The 18,443-nt window shown below is 37.6% G+C and carries 12 protein-coding genes; all 12 read left to right on the top strand.

The window, feature by feature from the left end:
- The first annotated feature begins 474 nt into the window (after positions 1-474).
- The 12 genes from LVD15_RS23170 to LVD15_RS23115 all read left to right on the top strand — a co-directional run bounded on the left by LVD15_RS23170 (position 475) and on the right by LVD15_RS23115 (position 18,389).
- A complete protein-coding gene (locus tag LVD15_RS23170; protein WP_233777565.1) occupies positions 475-702 on the top strand; it encodes a hypothetical protein in 228 nt (75 codons plus the stop codon).
- Positions 703-896: 194 nt separating this feature from the next.
- Positions 897-1,292: a hypothetical protein gene (locus LVD15_RS23165; RefSeq protein ID WP_233777564.1), complete on the top strand. Its 396-nt coding sequence runs from the start codon at positions 897-899 to the stop codon at positions 1,290-1,292.
- A 90-nt stretch (positions 1,293-1,382) separates the two neighbouring features.
- Positions 1,383-1,739 (top strand): hypothetical protein, encoded by a 357-nt coding sequence (locus LVD15_RS23160; RefSeq protein WP_233777563.1) that lies wholly within the window; start codon positions 1,383-1,385, stop codon positions 1,737-1,739.
- Positions 1,740-1,905: 166 nt separating this feature from the next.
- Positions 1,906-2,970 carry a hypothetical protein gene (locus tag LVD15_RS23155; RefSeq protein ID WP_233777562.1) on the top strand — a complete coding sequence of 355 codons (1,065 nt, stop codon included), beginning with the start codon at positions 1,906-1,908 and terminating at the stop codon, positions 2,968-2,970.
- A gap of 230 nt (positions 2,971-3,200) precedes the next feature.
- Positions 3,201-6,413 carry a SusC/RagA family TonB-linked outer membrane protein gene (locus LVD15_RS23150; RefSeq protein ID WP_233777561.1) on the top strand — a complete coding sequence of 1,071 codons (3,213 nt, stop codon included), beginning with the start codon at positions 3,201-3,203 and terminating at the stop codon, positions 6,411-6,413.
- Between the two features lie 19 nt (positions 6,414-6,432).
- Positions 6,433-7,935, top strand: a complete 1,503-nt coding sequence (locus tag LVD15_RS23145) for a RagB/SusD family nutrient uptake outer membrane protein (RefSeq protein WP_233777560.1) — start codon at positions 6,433-6,435, stop codon at positions 7,933-7,935.
- Positions 7,936-7,957: 22 nt separating this feature from the next.
- Positions 7,958-8,608: a fasciclin domain-containing protein gene (locus LVD15_RS23140; protein WP_233777559.1), complete on the top strand. Its 651-nt coding sequence runs from the start codon at positions 7,958-7,960 to the stop codon at positions 8,606-8,608.
- Positions 8,609-8,623: 15 nt separating this feature from the next.
- Positions 8,624-9,601, top strand: coding sequence for a hypothetical protein (locus LVD15_RS23135; protein WP_233777558.1), 978 nt, complete (start codon positions 8,624-8,626; stop codon positions 9,599-9,601).
- A 24-nt stretch (positions 9,602-9,625) separates the two neighbouring features.
- Positions 9,626-11,320 (top strand): DUF4859 domain-containing protein, encoded by a 1,695-nt coding sequence (locus tag LVD15_RS23130; RefSeq protein WP_233777557.1) that lies wholly within the window; start codon positions 9,626-9,628, stop codon positions 11,318-11,320.
- Positions 11,321-11,652: 332 nt separating this feature from the next.
- Positions 11,653-14,712 carry a SusC/RagA family TonB-linked outer membrane protein gene (locus LVD15_RS23125; protein ID WP_233777556.1) on the top strand — a complete coding sequence of 1,020 codons (3,060 nt, stop codon included), beginning with the start codon at positions 11,653-11,655 and terminating at the stop codon, positions 14,710-14,712.
- A 10-nt stretch (positions 14,713-14,722) separates the two neighbouring features.
- On the top strand, positions 14,723-16,318 hold the full coding sequence (locus LVD15_RS23120; protein ID WP_233777555.1) for a RagB/SusD family nutrient uptake outer membrane protein: 1,596 nt from the start codon (positions 14,723-14,725) through the stop codon (positions 16,316-16,318).
- Between the two features lie 163 nt (positions 16,319-16,481).
- On the top strand, positions 16,482-18,389 hold the full coding sequence (locus tag LVD15_RS23115) for a DUF4859 domain-containing protein (RefSeq protein ID WP_233777554.1): 1,908 nt from the start codon (positions 16,482-16,484) through the stop codon (positions 18,387-18,389).
- Positions 18,390-18,443 lie beyond the last annotated feature (54 nt).

Raw genomic sequence — 18,443 nt, 5'->3', positions numbered from 1 at the left:
ACACGGTATTAAAACCACTTCACTGCTCAGTTAGCAGTACTTGATCAGAGAGATCCCGGCTCTTCACTCCGTTACGGCCGGGATGACGATAATGATTGTGTTACGTATAATTATACTGGTTATTGCGAATCCAGCGAAGCCATCTCTAAGTTACTACTACAGTCCATTGCAGCCTGTATTCCATAGTCCCGAGATTACTTCCTCATACCTTCCTCGTAATTACCAGATAGGGTAGGGCGTCATTCCTGAATCATGCAGCATAGCGGAATGATATCAGGAATCTAACTGCTCAGTCAGTAGTACTGATCAGTGAGGTCCCGGCTCTCCACTTCGTTACCGCCGGGATGGCGGTTTGAGGTTTGTTTTTAGTCAAATTTATAATTTAGTGGCACAAGCGAACGTATGCGCTAAGTTTTTTTATTACCCTGAACCAGTTGGGGCAGGACACAACCTTATCATATCGATCAGCTAATAATGGTTGATGAGGACCTTTTAGTCCTAGCCAAAAATGATGATGGACAGTATTTTTTAGCAGAAATCAATAAGAAAAATGGTGAGATTAATGAGGTGCACTCACCATCTGAGTTTCAATATGATGAAAGGTTTCAATATAGACTATGGAGCGGAGCCGGTTTTGCGAAGTCAGCTCAATATTTGGTAGCCTGTTACATATCTAATCATATTTATATTAATAAGTGCTAAGGCAGATTTTTAGATATCTATCTACAATAGATATGAGCTAATTCTTTGATTTAGATACTTTAAAATGGCATTTGAAAATAATTTTCATTTTACCTGCATTTTCTTAAATTTTATTTACAGGATATTGTTATAGTATCATATCTAAAGTTGTCATAGGTATAAAATGCTTTAAAACATAACCCTCTCATAATAAGTTGGCTATAGAAAATATTTACGAACGTACTAAGAAACTGATGAGCAATCAGCAGTGGAAAAAGGTGATCAAGGTATTACCTTATGAAGTACTCAAAAAGTCTGATGATTGGAGACTTTTTTGGAATGCAGGTTGGTCTTACTTTAAACTAAACCAGTTTGAAAAGGCGACTAGCTACTTTAGAGATGCTCATGGTCTGGCTCATGAGGTAGATGATATGGCACTTTGTCTGGCCTTTTTGGGTGTTGCCGAGTTAGAAAATGGTGACTGTTATAATGCTCAGATTCATTTAAAGGCTTCTCTACATTTAAAGGAAAGTGCTATGGCCAGTCAGGCTTTAAAGATGGCTCTTGTGCACCTAAGCACAGATGCCAATGTGGGCCAGATAGCGGATTAGAAAATCATTGAATAATTTAATAATAGCTCCATAAACTTGGGCTATGTCATTTTTATGTATACTTTGGGGCAGTATACTTAATTCTCTTTTATGAAAATTCCATTTGCTTTAATAATACTTTCTTTAATCTTTATTTCTTGTGGAGATGATGATGCTGATCTGCAGACTAGAGTTATTGATGTCGATCTGACTATGAATGAAGTTTATGTATTCAATTCAGGAAATTCGGGAGATGAAGAAGGGGGTGAAATCATAAACCAAGCCAGTCATTTTTCTATTAGCGAAATAGATAGAGACTCTGCTATGCAAATTATCTACCGGTATCAGCCTGAGGCTGGATATGTAGGAATTGACCATGTCCAAATACAACTAGCAACCGGCTCAGATGGTTCTGGTCCCTCTACGCAGTTTGAGTATGTAACTTTCAATTTTAATATTTCAGAATAAGATATGTTTCTTATTGTTTGAAGCTTTCTAAGTTTTGTTTGCTGTTCGAATGCATCTTTGCAGTGCTGCGTAAATATGCTTATGAGGCAAAAAAGAGGTCGCCTGGATTAATTATAAAATAAGATATTTAAAGTTTTAACAATACTATTCAACTCACTTAACTTTCATGAAAAAGACCACTTTTGGCTATCAGTACCATGATTTTGATCCTGATTTTATAGAAATGACTGATGTTGAGGTCGATCTGGAGGGGGCATTGAAATTGTTTCATGATTTTCCGTGGGAAGAGCAGTATGCAAAAGTTAGTGCTGCTAAAGAGGATGATTTTACATATACCATTCCTGCAATTTATTTCTTCGAATCAGAGCATCTGTGTGTTTCAATATATTCAAAAGATAGTCATGGCTTCAGCCTGTTTTATCGCAATGGAGATCGTTGTGGTCAATTATTCTTGAGTAATGATCCGGAAATGCGACCAGAAGGAGTGTTTATAGAACAACTTCTGGCAGATTTTTATAATGGTACTATTGAGGAGACATTAGAGTTATATGAATTGCCCGATGATTATGATGAGAAAGTAAGTATCCAGATTAAAAATGAGTTTAGCAAGAGCAAACTTTGGCGTAAAGTTTGGATTTTATTTCTTCCTCTGCTTATTCCTTTCTTTGTTATGGATATAATGGTCATTCCTATAACCTTATTGCTTCTAGCCATTCTTGGCTTTATAATTTTACCTGAAGAGTTATTAAGGTATCGGTATTGGAAGAATGACCATGATCAAACAATTGAATATTCACAAGAGGATAAAATATTAAAGATTAATAAGGCAGGTAAGTTATTTCAAATACATAAGAGCAAACCTAAATATGAGCTGGTTTATTGTGATAGAGCTAATAGTGCATTTAATAAATATGCCTATTTGAGGATTATTACCGGCGAAAAAATTTTTATGGTTACTAGCTTTTCCTTCCATCCTGTGGAGTTGCTGGAAATCTTGGCTGTTAACCATCGGCAGATTGAAGTCTCTATCCCTCGTCTTAGGTCTAACGAACTAACAGATAAGGAAAAAAGAAGGGAACAATCACATGCTGCCAAACGGAAACAAGAGTTACTAAATACCTATGAAAGCTGGCCTACCGAAAAGCTTCAAGAAGTGATTGCTGCACCAGATAAATATGCTGCACCAGCCATAGAGGCGGCATCAATTATTCTTCAAAAAAGATCACTATAAAGCGTTGAAAATCAAATGGCTTTTTAATTTGATTGTGATATGCAGTTATATAAAATTAAATACCGAAAAAATTAATAAAAGGAAATAAAATTCTTTAAAAATGATTATATACGGCATTTTGTAATGTTTTGAAACAATAGTTCAGCCTTTAAATACATATGTGCGAACTGATTTAGGCTAACAATACAATATTGCGGAGACAATTTAACTAATTAAACCGCAAGCCGAATATGAAACAACTTCTACGAAGCCCGTCCCGGGTTAAAGTACCCAGGGAACATTCTTCTGAAGAGAGTGTAGGTGGAAATGGCTATTACAAATATGTGAAGTCTTTACACTTAATCAGGGTCTTTTTATTATTGATAGGCGTATTATTCTACAGCCTGTCATATTCTCAAACTGCAATTTCAGGAAAAGTTACTTCTGCCGATGGTGAGGAACTACCTGGCGTTACCGTTTTGGTGAAGGGAACCTCTAAAGGTACCATCACTGATGTATCCGGTAATTTTAATATCAAAGTGAGCTCACCGGAAAATGTTCTGGTGTTTAGCATTATTGGTTTTAAGAGGCAGGAAATTGTAGTGGGTAATCAGTCTGTAATTAATGTGGCGCTTGAAGAGCAGGTTAAAAATTTAGATGAGGTTACTGTGGTGGCTGTCGGCTATCAGAATATGGATCGTAAGAAAGTAACAGCGGCCATGACCAGTGTATCATCTCAGCAGATTGAGAATGTGCCTTACAGTTCAGTAGATCAGATACTTAGTGGAAAGGTGGCCGGACTTACTTCGCTGAGTACATCAGGTGAGCCAGGAGCCAATACCATTGTAAATATCAGGGGCTCCAATAGTGTTTCGCTAGGAGGGGTGAGTTACCCACTGTATGTTATTGACGGTATGATTTATAATGTTAATGACATGCCCAGTGCCTATGGTAATAACCCGCTTACTGCCATTAACCCAAATGATATTGAGTCTATAGATGTATTGAAAGATGCTTCTGCAGCTGCTATCTATGGTTCCAGAGGAGCTAATGGTGTTATTATTATTAAAACCAAGCGTGGCACTATAAGCGACAAACCTCAAATCAATGTTAATTTTTATGCTGGTGTAGGCGTAAAACCCACATTGAGAAATGTAATTACAGGCTCTGATGAGCGTGATTTAAAGTTAGATATGATCTATAATAACTTCGGTACTATGGATCATGAAAACTTTAACATGATGCTCACTGATAGCTTGAATGGCTCTTTTAATAATAACAGAGACTGGCAAGATATTTTTGTGCAGAATAGTATGCTCTATAATGGAGATGCTAGTATTAGTGGTTCATTTAAAGATAACCAATACAGAGTATCGTTAGGTTATTATAATGAGGAAGGTGTAATGATCGGTTATTCTTTAACGAGGGTATCGCCAAGAGTATACTTGTCTTTAAACCCTAAAAAGCGTATTAATTTTACGGTAGATATTGCTCCTTCTTTTGTAGATATTAAACACGGTTATGGAGATGGAAGCAACTTCCCATTCTCGACCTGGAACTTCCCTTCTTCATTATGGTATCTGACTGATGAAGAGGTAGATACATACAGAGGACAGATCGGAAATTTGGATGATGATAAAACTACTACCATCATGTCAAATGCTAAGCTGAATATTGATTTATATGAAGGCTTAATGTTTACCAGTTCTTTCTCGCAGACTTATAGAAATAACCGCAGAGATTATTTATATAGTCACTTGATTAATGGTAACGATTATGATATAGCTCAGAATTGGGATTATGAAACCAGCCGATGGGAGGTAGAGAATTACTTTACGTATTCACGACTTATAGGAGATCATAACTTCTCATTTATTTTAGGTCAACAAGCATCTCGTCAGCAAAATAAAAGAACTTATGCCTATGGAAATGGCGTGCTCGCTAATACTATCTATAGTGTATCTCCAGGTATAGGCCTGTATTCAGAGACTTACTCAGAGCAAAGAGGTCGTTTAGGATTTTTTGGTAGAGCCAATTATGATTTCAAAGGCAAATATCTGTTCTCCTCTAGTTACAGAAGAGATGCTTCTTCCAGGTATAATGAAGCCAAGCGCTGGGCTGATTTCTATTCAGTATCTGCCGGGTGGATAGTGTCTGAAGAGCCGTTTTTCATGCCTTTGACTAATGTCATTAATAGCTTTAAGATCAGAGCTAGTTATGGAGTCACGGGTAATGATCCTTCATACTATTATGCTCGCTATAATTTATTGGGTAGTAATGCCACTTATTATACCTCTTCATTTGGTTTTAATAATGGTGCTACTGCTACTACCTATAATGGTACTACAGCTATTTCACCTAACTATGAGAATATTGCCAGCGATAGAAATGTAACCTGGGAGCGTTATCCGCAGGTAAATATTGGAGCTGATTTATCCTTGTTAAATAATAGGGTTAACCTTCAGGTAGATTGGTATTCGCGTGATTCTGAAGATTTATTCTTTAATAATATGACTGCACCTGTTACCTCTGGTTATAATTATTACAGTGGTAATGCCGTGGGGCTGAGAAATACTGGTGTGGAGTTTACGCTTAATACTACCAACCTTAATCCCAAAGGTCCGCTACAATGGAATACCACGCTGGTATTGGGTATTAATGAAAATTACATTACCGAGTTGCCTAATGGAGGAAAAGATCTTACTGTAGGTCAGCCTTGGATGCAATATACACTCACAGTTGGTCAGCCACTTTTCCAATATAGAGTGTGGCAAATGGATGGTGTTTATACCTCTGATGAGGCCGTGCCTACCGATCCACTTACCGGAGATAAGATGACTTATTATGGTAACACTATAAGAGCTGGAGACCCTATTTATGTAGATCAAAATGGTGATTATAACATAGATGCCAATGACAAAATATATGGAGGAGACCCTAACTCTGAAATTACAGGAGGTTTAACCAATACCTTCACTTACAAAAACTGGTCATTAAGCATACTTTGCTCATTTATTTTGGGTAGAGAAGTGTGGAATGGTTATACCTCAGACAGGCTTAATGGTAGCCGAAGTGATACTCCCTGGACTGCTTGGGGACCATATGCTACTTTAGGTATAGTGGGTGACATAGATTACTACCGTGGCCCCGGAGATGAAGAGGCCGACTACGGATCATTAACTAACGTGCGCTTAGACAGATTTCATATTGCCAATGAGAACTTTATAGAAAACGGTAGCTTTTTCCGCATAAAGAATATCTCCTTAGGCTATAAGTTGCCAGATACTTTTGGTAATAAGATTGGCTTATCTGGCCTTCGTGTGTATGGTATGGTAGACAATGTATTGCTTATTACAGATAGTACACTGCCTGATCCTGAGGCTGTGGGAGCAGATGGATATAGCAATGGTAGCACTTACCCACTGGCCATGAAATTTACACTTGGTCTAACTGCCAGTTTTTAATCTCCCTAAATACAATAGAATGAAAAAAGATAGAAAATTATATAAGTTGCAACGCTTGGTCATCTGCTTTCTGCTTATTGTGAGTGGTTCATGTTCAGATTTTTTGGATGAAGACCCCATAAGTGATGTGGCAGACCAAACCTTTTGGAATAATGAAGAAGAGGCAAACTCCGGTGTAGCAGGTTGCTATTCTCAACTCAGGAAAACGCTCAACAGTGCTTTAGCATATTATGCTTATGGAGACTTACCTACTGATGTATTTGCTTCAGATAGAGATATAGTAGACTATAACTATGTGCAGGAAGTAGACTGGGGATTGGCTGTAGCCGCTACAGAAACCAATGCCATTATGTACAGGCTAAGAAATTTTCAGTATTTCTATGCTACCATCCGTCAGGCAAATCTTTGTTTAGCGCGTATACCTACTATTCCGGAAGATAATTTTGCTGATTATGATGCGGCCTTTAATCAGTTTATGGGTGAGGCCTATTTTGTGCGTGCATTTTCATACTTCTACATGGCTCGGGTTTGGGGTGATGTACCTATCATTAATGATAACACTGTAGATGTAGTGGATCTGAATGACTATTACCGTGATGATAAAGAACGCGTAATAGCCAAAGCTATTGAAGATTGTCAGGCTGCCTTGACTCACCTGAGCTGGGAATACTTAAATGCTGAAGATGTGGCGGTGAGAGCAAATGCAGGAGCGGCCTGGACACTACTGGCTAATATCTATGCATGGCAAGGAGACTATGAAAATTGCGAAAGAGCGGCTGAAATGGTGCTTAGCAGTGGTAATTACTCTTATGTAGATAGAAATGATTATCTGGATATATTTAGTGGTCAATCTTCAGAATCAATTTTTGAAATAGCCCAAAATGCAGACAATGAAGCTAATGCAGCCTCAGCAGGAGGAATAAGTAACTACCTACTGAGAGATGATTATCTTACCACAGTTACGGATGCTACCCTTTGGCCATTTGATACTCTTACGCTTAGGCAGACCTTGTTTAATGATGAGAATGACTTGCGCAGAACGGAAGGCTTTTGGCAGTTTGATGATGACTATCCTGTGCTTCTCAAATATGCTAACATAGATTATTCTACAGATACCTATGCTTTGGGTTTTAATAATATCGTCATTTTCAGATTGGCGGGTATAGCTCTATTGCAAGCAGAGGCACAAGCTGCTCAGCAAAAATATGCACAAGCACGTCAAACGCTGGATTATATACGAGGCCTGGCAGGTATTGAGCCATCAGAAGCTCCTGATAGTGAACTGTTTGAAGCCATAATAGATGAGCGAGGTAGGGAGCTGTTTATGGAAGGTCATAGATTTTATGATCTGGTGCGGCTAGCCCGAGAAAAGAACATCTTTAAGTTTGGTTCTAGCGATTCTGACAAAATTAGTGAAGCAGAATTTCAGGAAGGTAAGTATTACTGGCCTGTACAGCCTTCTATTATGGAGGTGAATCCACTCTTGGTACAAACAGAGTACTGGAGATCAGAAATGGAATAACATGAACCTTTAACTAAGACAAATGAAATTAACAAATAAACTATATCTATTGGTCTTGATGCTTTTTAGCATGTCATTCCTGGCTTGTTATGATGATTACCTCACAGATGGAGGCACTGCTACGGCAGAGACCGAGCTTACGGCCTATGAGTGCTTGCAGCAGAATCAATATCAAATGTTTGATACTTTAATTCAAATCATTGACCGGTTAGAACTGCAAGATGAAATAAATAATGCAGGGACATTTTTCGCCCCTACTGACTATAGTATAGAGCGGTATCTTACCTCCAGAACGGATACTTTAAGAGACCAAACTAATGTAGAAGATACCGTTTTTACACTTAATAATATGCTGGATGAAATTCAGCCTGAAGAGCTTCTTCAGTATGTGTTTAATGAACCTATTACGTTAGAAGCAGCCAGCACCTCTGGTGATTTATATACTACAGAAGGTGGCACGGAGATTACCATTAAAAGAATTATGACCACAGAGGATCAATACTATGTATACTCAGATTCTCCTGTTTATTTCTTGTATTACTGTAAAGAGGGGATGGAAGAAGAGCGCTGTCAGACTACAGGGGTAAGGACTCAAAATGGTAACGGAGTTATACTGCATACTTTAAATTATCAACATGTCTTTGGGCTGTTCTCAGAAGAGTCTGAAGATTAAAATAAAGGAAGTAATATGAATAGAAATATAATACTATCTATAGCAATCATTATCCTCGGTGTTATTGCTTGCGAAAAACCTGAGGTAGGCTATCTCAGTGATCATATATTTTATAATGTAAATCCTTTTGAAGCTCCTGTAGGTGTTACCACTTTTTCTTCACCCATAGTGGCTAACGGCTCTACTTCACCTTTGCAAGCCGAGCTGGTTAGCGTGCGAGATGCCGATGGTAATGATGTTACAGAATCATTCACTACACCAGGCAATATTGTCACTTTCACTGGTACTATCACATACCAGGATAGTACAGTAGAAATGCTGGCCGCAAAGGTACAGGATAGTTTGGTAATGCCCTTTGCGGTTAACCCAATAGGAGGTAGACTGGAGTTTAGTGCCGCGACTGGCTATTTGGCTACAGGTACCTATTATATAGATGTAAAAGTAGGAAACCAGAAAGGTGAATATATAATTGAAAATGCCTGTGAAATACAATTGACTGAAGTAGAAGAGGCTTATCGAATGAATTACAAGCGAGTAACCTTGATAGATGATGGTGTTAATTATACTGATGACGCACACATTACGGTAGATGTTGAATATATAGGTGGTGGTGACAGTACGGTTTGTATATATCGTTTTTTAGATAGAAATGGAGATGCCTTTAATCCTGCTGAAGGAGAGGTAGGCCGTCGATCATCTTCATATCCGTTTTTTGATAATTGGGCACCATGGTATCCACTCATAAGAACTGATACTGCCTTCGTGCATCAAATGCCGCACTACCAAGGCATAGAATTTCCTTATTTCAATGATTTGGTAATAGAAGGAGATCTGTGGTCTGATGTTTCTGCCAGATATGATTTTAAGATTCCTGAAGAATATATCGAGGAGCTTGATCAAGACCTGGGTGGATTGATTTCATTTCAGTATCTGGCTACCGGTACATTTATCATCACTACCCAGATGCATACGTATACCAGAGCCTCAAATTAATTGTACTACCATAAACGAATGGAAATGAAAAATATAAAATATTACTTTTTAGCACTTCTGGTGCTGTTTATGGCGAGTTGTAATGAAGAGCTAGAAGTGGATGAAGCAGCTTCAGAAATGCCTGAGGAAACTGATTTGGCCTTTGACCACTATGGTTTTCAAACGGCAAAGTTAATAACTACTGAAGAGGCACAAAGCTATAATACAGTCATTAAATACGCAGAAGAATCAGCTCTAACAGTGCAGATAGCGGTAGACAGTTCCCTGTTAAATAGTTATAATGCCTTATACGGAACTGAATATCAGGTGCTCTCTCCTGAGTATTATTCATTACCAGCATCCGTAAATCTTGAGCAAGAAGAAACCGATTTGGAAATTGTCTTTCAATCTTCTGCTCTTATGGAGGATTTAGGCATAGAAGAAGCGAGCAATTTGGTACTGCCCATAAAACTCATAGCTCAGGATAATGGAGACTTGCAAGTAAATGACCAGATGACACAATTATTGATTCATGTTGGGTTAGAAGTGCCAACGGTGTCCTTTACTACCTATGAGTATCGAGTAGCTGCTTATGATACTACTGAGCTGGCAAGTATGAGTATTACGGGGTATTATAATATGTCAGAAATTGATGTTGAAGAGATGAGCTGGGAAATTTCTGAAGAAAATGTAGATGTTTATAATAATGCTCAAGGTACCGAATACCCTATATTACCAGTTGCTAACTATAGCTTCAATTCAGTATCTGTAAATCAAGAAGAACAGTCTATAAGTTTTGATTTTGATCTGAATGCAACAGGTTTAAGCCTTGGAACCTACTTATTACCTGTCAGTTTTTCATCTGATGAGTATGAAGTTGATATGGATACTGATTATACTTATTTCCTGGTTACTATAAATCAGTCTGCTCTTGATTTTGTAGCGACTTATGAATTTTCTGTAGCTCAGCCAGCCGATAATGAATATACAGCATTACCAATAGAATTAAATATTGAAGAGGTAGCTACTGCCCTTGGAGTATCTGTAGATGACTTAGAAGGAAACTTAACAGTAGTCGGTATTACTCCTGAAGGAGGGTTGTATTCTGGTGATTATACTGCAAGTAATGGTTTTTGGTATACCGGTGAAGGTGAGATAATAAGCTATGGAGAAGAGGGCAGTGCGTTGTATGTAGAGTATATAGAGGATAATGAAGTATTTAATATTGGCCAATTTCCTGATGCTGCTAGTGATTTAGATGAATACCATGCCTATTTGGCACTTAGCTATGAGGGGCGATATGTACGCTACAATTTCAATTTAACCATTTTGCCTGATTTTGTAGCAACTTATGATTTTTCGGTAGATCAGCCAGTTCAAACCGGTTATGAGACCACGGCGATTAATTTTGACTTTGCTGAATTGGCCAGTCACTTTGGTACTACAGAAGATGAGCTCAGGGCTGGATATACATTGTATAGCTTAAGCGAAGCAGGATATTTTACAGATGTGCAGACTGCTAATAATGGCTTTTGGTATGCTGACAATGGTGAGGTAGTTAATTATGGAACGGAAGGCTGTTCATTGTTTGTGGAGTATTCCACCGGAGAAGACGGTTTGTTTACTATAGGACAGTTTGAGTCGGGTAATGACCTTGGCGATTCATTTAATGTCTCCATACTCTTGCGCTATGAGCAGCAAATGGCAAGATTTAACTTCACCCTCAATATAGAAGAATAAAGATTAATTAGTTGTTTTTCTTAAATGTTGCACCAGGCCGATTTCGGTCTGGTGTTTTTGCTTTTAACCCTATGCAAAATGGCAGCTTCATTGGCTCTTCTACCTATCACTTTCCTATTATTTTGAGGCGGAAGTGTTGGTGCAATTCAAATAATGGTTTTTATGTGTTTTGACGGAATAAATTCTTGTTTTAGCTGAAAAAGCCAAATAAATAAAGGTTTTTGAAACAATAGTGATGAGAGATTAAACATTTGTGCGCTAGCAAATGGCTCATATATGCAACCTTTGTTAAGGCTATATGAATAAAATTTAACGATTAAATTAAACCAAGAATGAAACAAAACTTACTTAAACCGGTGAAGGCAACGGAGGCTTCATCTTACCATGATGGTAAGGTGCAAGCTTTGATTAAGCCTTTGCTGATCATTTTAACAATGATGTTTTTTGCGCAGGTTTCTCAGGCACAAAATGTGGTATCTGGTACTGTAGTTTCTGGTACAGATCAAATGGGTATGCCGGGAGTTTCGGTATTAGTAAAAGGTACTAGTACCGGTGTAATTACAGATGGCGACGGAAAGTATTCTGTAAATGTAAAGAATGAGAATACAGTTTTGGTATTCTCCTTTATAGGCTATAAAACACAAGAAGTAACAGTAAACGGCCGCAGCACCATAGATATTAGCTTGGAAGAAGACATCAACCAGCTAGATGAAGTAGTAGTGGTGGGGTATGGTACTCAGAAGAAGTCTGAAGTAACCAGTGCCGTTGCTAGTGTAAAGTCTGAAGATTTTACTACCGGAGCTATGAGGGATGCCTCAGAGTTAATTAAAGGCAAAGTGGCTGGGCTTAACATTACTAATGGATCAGGAGATCCATCAGCCTCGGCTAATATATCGCTACGTGGTGTGTCTACGCTTGAGGGTTCTACGGCTCCGTTGGTATTAATAGACGGTGTGCCAGGTAGCTTTAATACAGTTGCACCGGCAGATATTGTCTCTATTGACGTGCTTAAAGATGCTTCTGCCGCAGCTATTTATGGTACTAGAGGTGCTAATGGGGTAATTCTAATTACTACAAAAGGAGGAAAAAGAGATACTCCTGCCACTATTACTTACTCTCATTATTCAGCTATTTCGAAACAATTTAATCAACCTGATTTCTTGACTGCTAGTGAATATTTAGAGTACGCTGAAGAGTTTAATTTCCGAAATAACTTTATAGAGGAGGCAGAAACTTATGGTGGTGAAATATCGGATACAGATTGGCTTGATGAAATAAGTAGAACAGGCTATATTCAGAATCATAACCTGATGATTCAAGGAGGTACTGAATCTTCTACCTATTCTGCCAGTGTTAATTATATGGATCAGGATGGAGTATTTAAAGGGTCTGATAATGAGGAGTTAAGAGTTAACTTGAATTTAAGTCAATTCTTTTTTGATGATAAATTAAAAATAAGTGTCAATTTTTTAAGAGGAACTCAAAAAACAGGATCCTTAGGTGATGGGCAATCTTTTAATTCTTTAATATATAGGAATGCTTTAATGCGTAATCCATTACTGAAAATTAAAGATGATAATGATGATTGGATAGAAACCTCACGTCTGCAATACATTAATCCGGTAGGAATGTTAGAAGAGACTGAAGGGGAACTCACTAACAATTGGACAAGATTTACCTCTAATATATCCCTGTTTTTACTTGATAATTGGGAAACTAATTTAATGTTGTCTACTGACAGAAGTAACAATTTTAGGGGCTATTATGAGACTAGCAAACACTATAATTCAGTTACTAGTTCAAATAGGGCTGGCTTTGCCTCCAGAGCTGATGATCAACTCCGTACAGATTATATGGAGTTAACTTCAAAATATTCTCAAAGTTTTGGAAAACATAATATTAGTTTTCTAGCAGGGTATAGTTATCAATATAATATAAACGAAGGCGGATGGGTTAATAACTTTGATTTCCCTACAGATACATATAGTTATCATAATATAACAGCAGGAAGAGCCCTATTACGTGGAGAGGCAAGAATGGATAGTTATAAAAATGATAATACCCTTGTTGGATTTTTTGGAAGGGTAAAATACGGTTTTGATGGCAGGTTCGATTTGTTAGCTAGTGTAAGGAGAGAGGCTTCTTCTAAATTTGGTGATAATTATAAATGGGGAACATTTCCTTCAGTATCAGCAGGTTGGACCATAAGTAATGAGTCATTCATGGATGGTCTTGGCTCAGTTAGCTTTTTGAAGCTACGAGCTGGTTATGGTGTTACTGGAGTAATTCCATCAGAATCTGGTTTGTCTCAGCCATTACTTTCTTACTATGGGGATTATTTCTTTAATGGAGGTACTTGGATAAATGCCTTAGAGGCAATAAGCAATCCGAATCCAAATTTGAAGTGGGAGCGATCAGGAGAGGTTAATATAGGAGTGGATTTTGGATTATTAGATGGTAGAATTAGTGGTAGCATTGATTTCTACAATAAGAAAACTAAAGACTTATTATGGAGGTACCCAGTACCCCAGCCACCAAATGTATACTCTGAGACATTAGCAAATGTGGGCGAGATGCAAAATAAAGGGATAGAAATATTATTAGAAGCTATACCTGTTAGGTCGAATGATTTTCAATGGAATACTACTCTCACCTTTTCTCATAATAAAAATGAGCTAATTTCTTTGTCTAATGATTTGTATGAGATAGAAGGAGACTTTGTTAATACTTATGGCATTGGAGATCCTATTTCAATGGCTTCACACAGGTTGGAGCCAGGTAAAGCCGTGGGGAATTTCTGGGGGCTTAAGTCTGTAGATATTAACGAAGATGGGTTATGGGTAATTGAATTGCCTAATGGTGAAAGACAAGTAATGGAGGATAATGCCTTTTCTATAGACGAAAATAAACAGTACTTAGGAAATGGTATTCCAAAATATAGAGCAGGGTGGACTAATGCTTTCAAGTATAAAAATTTTGATTTAAGTGTGGTTTTAAATGGTGCTTTTGGATTCCAACTTATGAACCAGCAAAGGATGTTCTATGAAAACCCTAACATTAATTACAATGTATTGAAATCGGCCATGGATGATGTCTATGGAAAGAGAAGGTTAGGGTATTTAAGCCAGACCTATGTTAGTTATTATATTGAAGATGCAGACTATGTAAAAGTGGAAAATGCCACCTTAGGGTATTCAGTGAATATGTCCAAAGTGAAATTTATCAATTCTCTAAGATTTTATTTATCAGGATCAAATTTAGCCATTATTACAGATTACAAAGGGTCTGATCCTGAAGTGCCTAGAAATGATCTTTTAATACAAGGTATAGATAATAGGGATAAGTTCCCATCTGTCAGAACCTATACTTTAGGTGTTAATGTAAACTTCTAAAATGAAAATCATGAAATTAATAAGAATAAAAGGTTGGATGGTTACCCTCATCTTAACCATAATTTTTTCATCCTGTACTGATATGGATGAAAAAATATATGATGAGGTATCTGCAAATGATACACACTTTACTGTAGATGATTTACCAACAATTATTGCCCCTGGATATATTCAGATGAGAAATGTGTATTGGCAATGGGAAGGTATATTAGATTTATATGAGGAGTCATCAGACTTAATAGTTACGCCAGCTAGAGTTGGAATAGGATGGGGTGATTTATATTTAACAATGCACAAACATACTTATGGGCCTACAATTAATCATGGAAATAATCTGTGGCAGAGGGTTTATGCAGGTATAAATGAGTGTAATAAATCCATTTACATTATAGAGAATTTAGAAGATGCAGGTAATGTAGATGCTGAAATAAATGAGTTGCGTGCTTTACGGGCATTTTATTATTACTTATTGTACGACAATTTCAGAAATGTGCCTATTGTTACAGAATATGATGTTCCTGATGGCTTTTTGCCTGAGCAGGCAGAAGGTGATGCTGTGTATACATTTATAGAAACGGAATTGTTGGAAGCTATGCCTTATTTGAGAGAAGAGAATACTATAGAAACTTATGGCAGATTTACTGTTTGGGCAGCAAAAATGACCTTGGCTAAATTATACCTCAATTCAGAAATTTATTTAGGACAAGAAAGATGGGGAGATGCCATGGAGCAGGTGGATGATATTATTGAAAGCGGAAATTTTTCATTGCTAGGAACTTATGCTGAGAACTTTGCTGTGGAGAACGAAAATAATCAGGAGGAGATTTTCTCTATTCCGTTTGATAGTCAATACTCTAGTGTAAATACACATTATCCTCAAAAAACACTTTATCAATTAAGTGCCCAGACTTATGATATGCCTGAGCCTTGGGGAGGGAGTTGTGCTATTCCGCAGTTTATTGATACCTATGATGAAGATGATAGTCGTTTGCAAGATTCATGGTTGGGAGGTCTACAATATACTTCTTCTGATGAACCACTGATGGATGGTGATCATCAGTTTGAATATACTAATTACCTTACCAGTGCAGACTCTGCTTATTACTGGGAAGGATACAGGTTTGTGAAATATGAAATTCCTGTAGGTTGGACTGTTGCTCCTGGAAATGATATTCCTTTTTTCCGATTTGCGGATGCATTAATGATAAAAGCAGAATGCTTGCTTAGAACAGGTAATGCGGATGAAGCTGCTCAGATAGTTACTCAAATTAGAGAAAGAAATTTTAGAAGCAACCCTGCAAAAGCTACAGTTACCGGAGCAGAGCTTCAGGGAGGTAGTACATATGAGTACGGTGAGTATATAGAAGGGCAAATTGTTGATTATGAAGGAGGAGACGATATTCAATATGGAAGATTTCTTGATGAGTTAGCATGGGAATTTGTAGGTGAGCATCATAGAAAACAGGATTTAATCCGCTTCGGAGTATATACTACAAAATCCTGGTTACAGAAAAAGCCTAGTGATCCATTTCGTATCGTATTTCCTATACCAGAAGTTCAAAGAAATTCTAATCCAAATTTAGTACAGAACCCTGGGTATAATTAATCCATGTTATAGCAATTATAAAGTAATTTTTAAGTCAGATTGAGGTCTCTTTAAATCTTTATTATTTATAATAGAAAGATATATCAAGGGCTTCAATCTGACATTTATTAATATAGTAACTTACTTTTGATTGACTCATTTTTATAAACCTAAACCTCAAATTATGAATTTTAAACATCACAAAAATTATCAGCCAGAACGGCTGAGTCTAAAAATGATAGTTTTGCTTTTTTCAATTTTTTCATTCTTCTCTATGGGCTGTCAGTCAGATGATGATCTGGCGCAAGATGAGAAAGGAAAGATGTCTGCTGACGCTCAGTTGGCTGACTTACAAGAACAAGATTCATTGGAAATATATATTCCTAATGAATTAAGAAATAATGATTTTAACTCTAGTTCCAGCCAATGGTATTATGGTAGAAGCAGAGAGTCTGAGCACTTTGTTGTTTTCTGGGATACAGAGTATGAAGATAATGACCCTAATTCTCAAGCGATTCCCGCAGCCATGAGGGTAGATATTGATGATCTATTAGAGAAAGCTGAAGAGTTTTATGAATTAAACATTAATACTTTAAAGTTTGCCCGAAAAGGGGTAGGAGAGTCTAAGCTGGATGAGTACAAAATGATGATATTCATATATTATCAAGATGAATGGATGGCTACAGGCTCAGGTTATGATGATACCATTGGTGCATTATGGATAAACCCTGCCACTTGTCACCCGGTAGGCTCTACTATAGGTCATGAAATAGGACACAGCTTTCAGTATCAGGTGTTCTCTGATTTACGAGGAGGAGCAGGTTTCAGGTATGGATTCGGTGGTAATGGCGGTAATACTTTTTGGGAGCAGACGGCTCAGTGGCAGTCTTTCCAAAGCTACCCAGACGAACCTTTTACTTCGTACAACTTCTCGGTTTATACTGAAAATTATCACAGACATATTTGCCATGAGCATTATAGATATGCTAGTTATTTTATCCATTATTATTGGACTGACAAGCATGGCATTGACTTCATCGGTAAATTATGGAGAGAAGCCCAAAATCCTGAAGACCCGGCTCAGGCTTATATGAGGATAACTGGTATAACTACAGAGCAGTTTAATGATGAGATCTATGATGCAGCTACTAAATTCGTTACTTGGGATTTAGATTCTCTGCGAGAAAGAGGTGAAGACTATATCGGTCAGCAAACTTTCAATTCTACCGCCCTTAATGATGGTAGCTATCGAGTAAGTTATGATCGTTGCCCTGGAACTACCGGGTATAACGTAATTCCACTAAATGTACCTGATGGAGGTACGCAAGTGTCTGCTGAGTTCACTGGTTTGGTTAACGAATCTGGTTTTAATCAGGTGGCCAATCCTTCCAGAGCAGGATGGAGGTACGGTTATGTAGCTTTGTTGTCTGATGGAACCCGTCAGTACGGAAGCATGAATCAGGGTACTACCAACACTGTAACTTTTACAGTACCAGAAAATACTGAAAATCTATGGTTTGTGGTTACAGGAGCTCCTAACACATATGCTCCCCACCCTTGGGATGAAGATGTGTCTAATGACGATCAATGGCCATATAAAGTGAAGTTTACTAATACTGACTTATATGGAAATATTTCATTTGATGGAACTGAAACAGAAGAAGATATCACGCTTACTTATAATATTACTGTGCCTAACAGTAGCAGTGATTATACTTCTACTACGGTAGGCTTGGGTAATGACCTTGTAGATCTGGCTTATGCTTTTGTATTACAACCAAGTGATATTGCAGCTGCTTTAGGTGGTGATATTACTTTTTATGGAGTAGAAAGCAATGGAACACTAAATGCTCAGACTACAGCTAACGGCTATGGTAATTGGTTTGATGCCGATGGCGATGTAATAGGCTGGGGCGGAGATGCTAAAGTGTATTCTGAATTCAATGAATCTGGTTTTTCATTTACCATAGGTCAGTATCCCGGTCATTCTAATTCTGGTGATGAGTATACCATTAAACAAGCTTTGGTATATAACTATTCAGGAGGAGCTACGGTGCAGGCTACTTTTGTGTTTAATGTGACAGTAGAGTAATAAAGATAGTTGTTTTTTTAAGTTTACGAAGAGGTCGTTTCATTTGAAATGGCC

This window comes from Fulvivirga maritima (assembly GCF_021389955.1).
In the GTDB taxonomy this organism is placed as follows: domain Bacteria; phylum Bacteroidota; class Bacteroidia; order Cytophagales; family Cyclobacteriaceae; genus Fulvivirga; species Fulvivirga maritima.
Note: the sequence above shows the minus strand (reverse complement) of the source record. Positions and strands in the feature narration are given on the sequence as shown.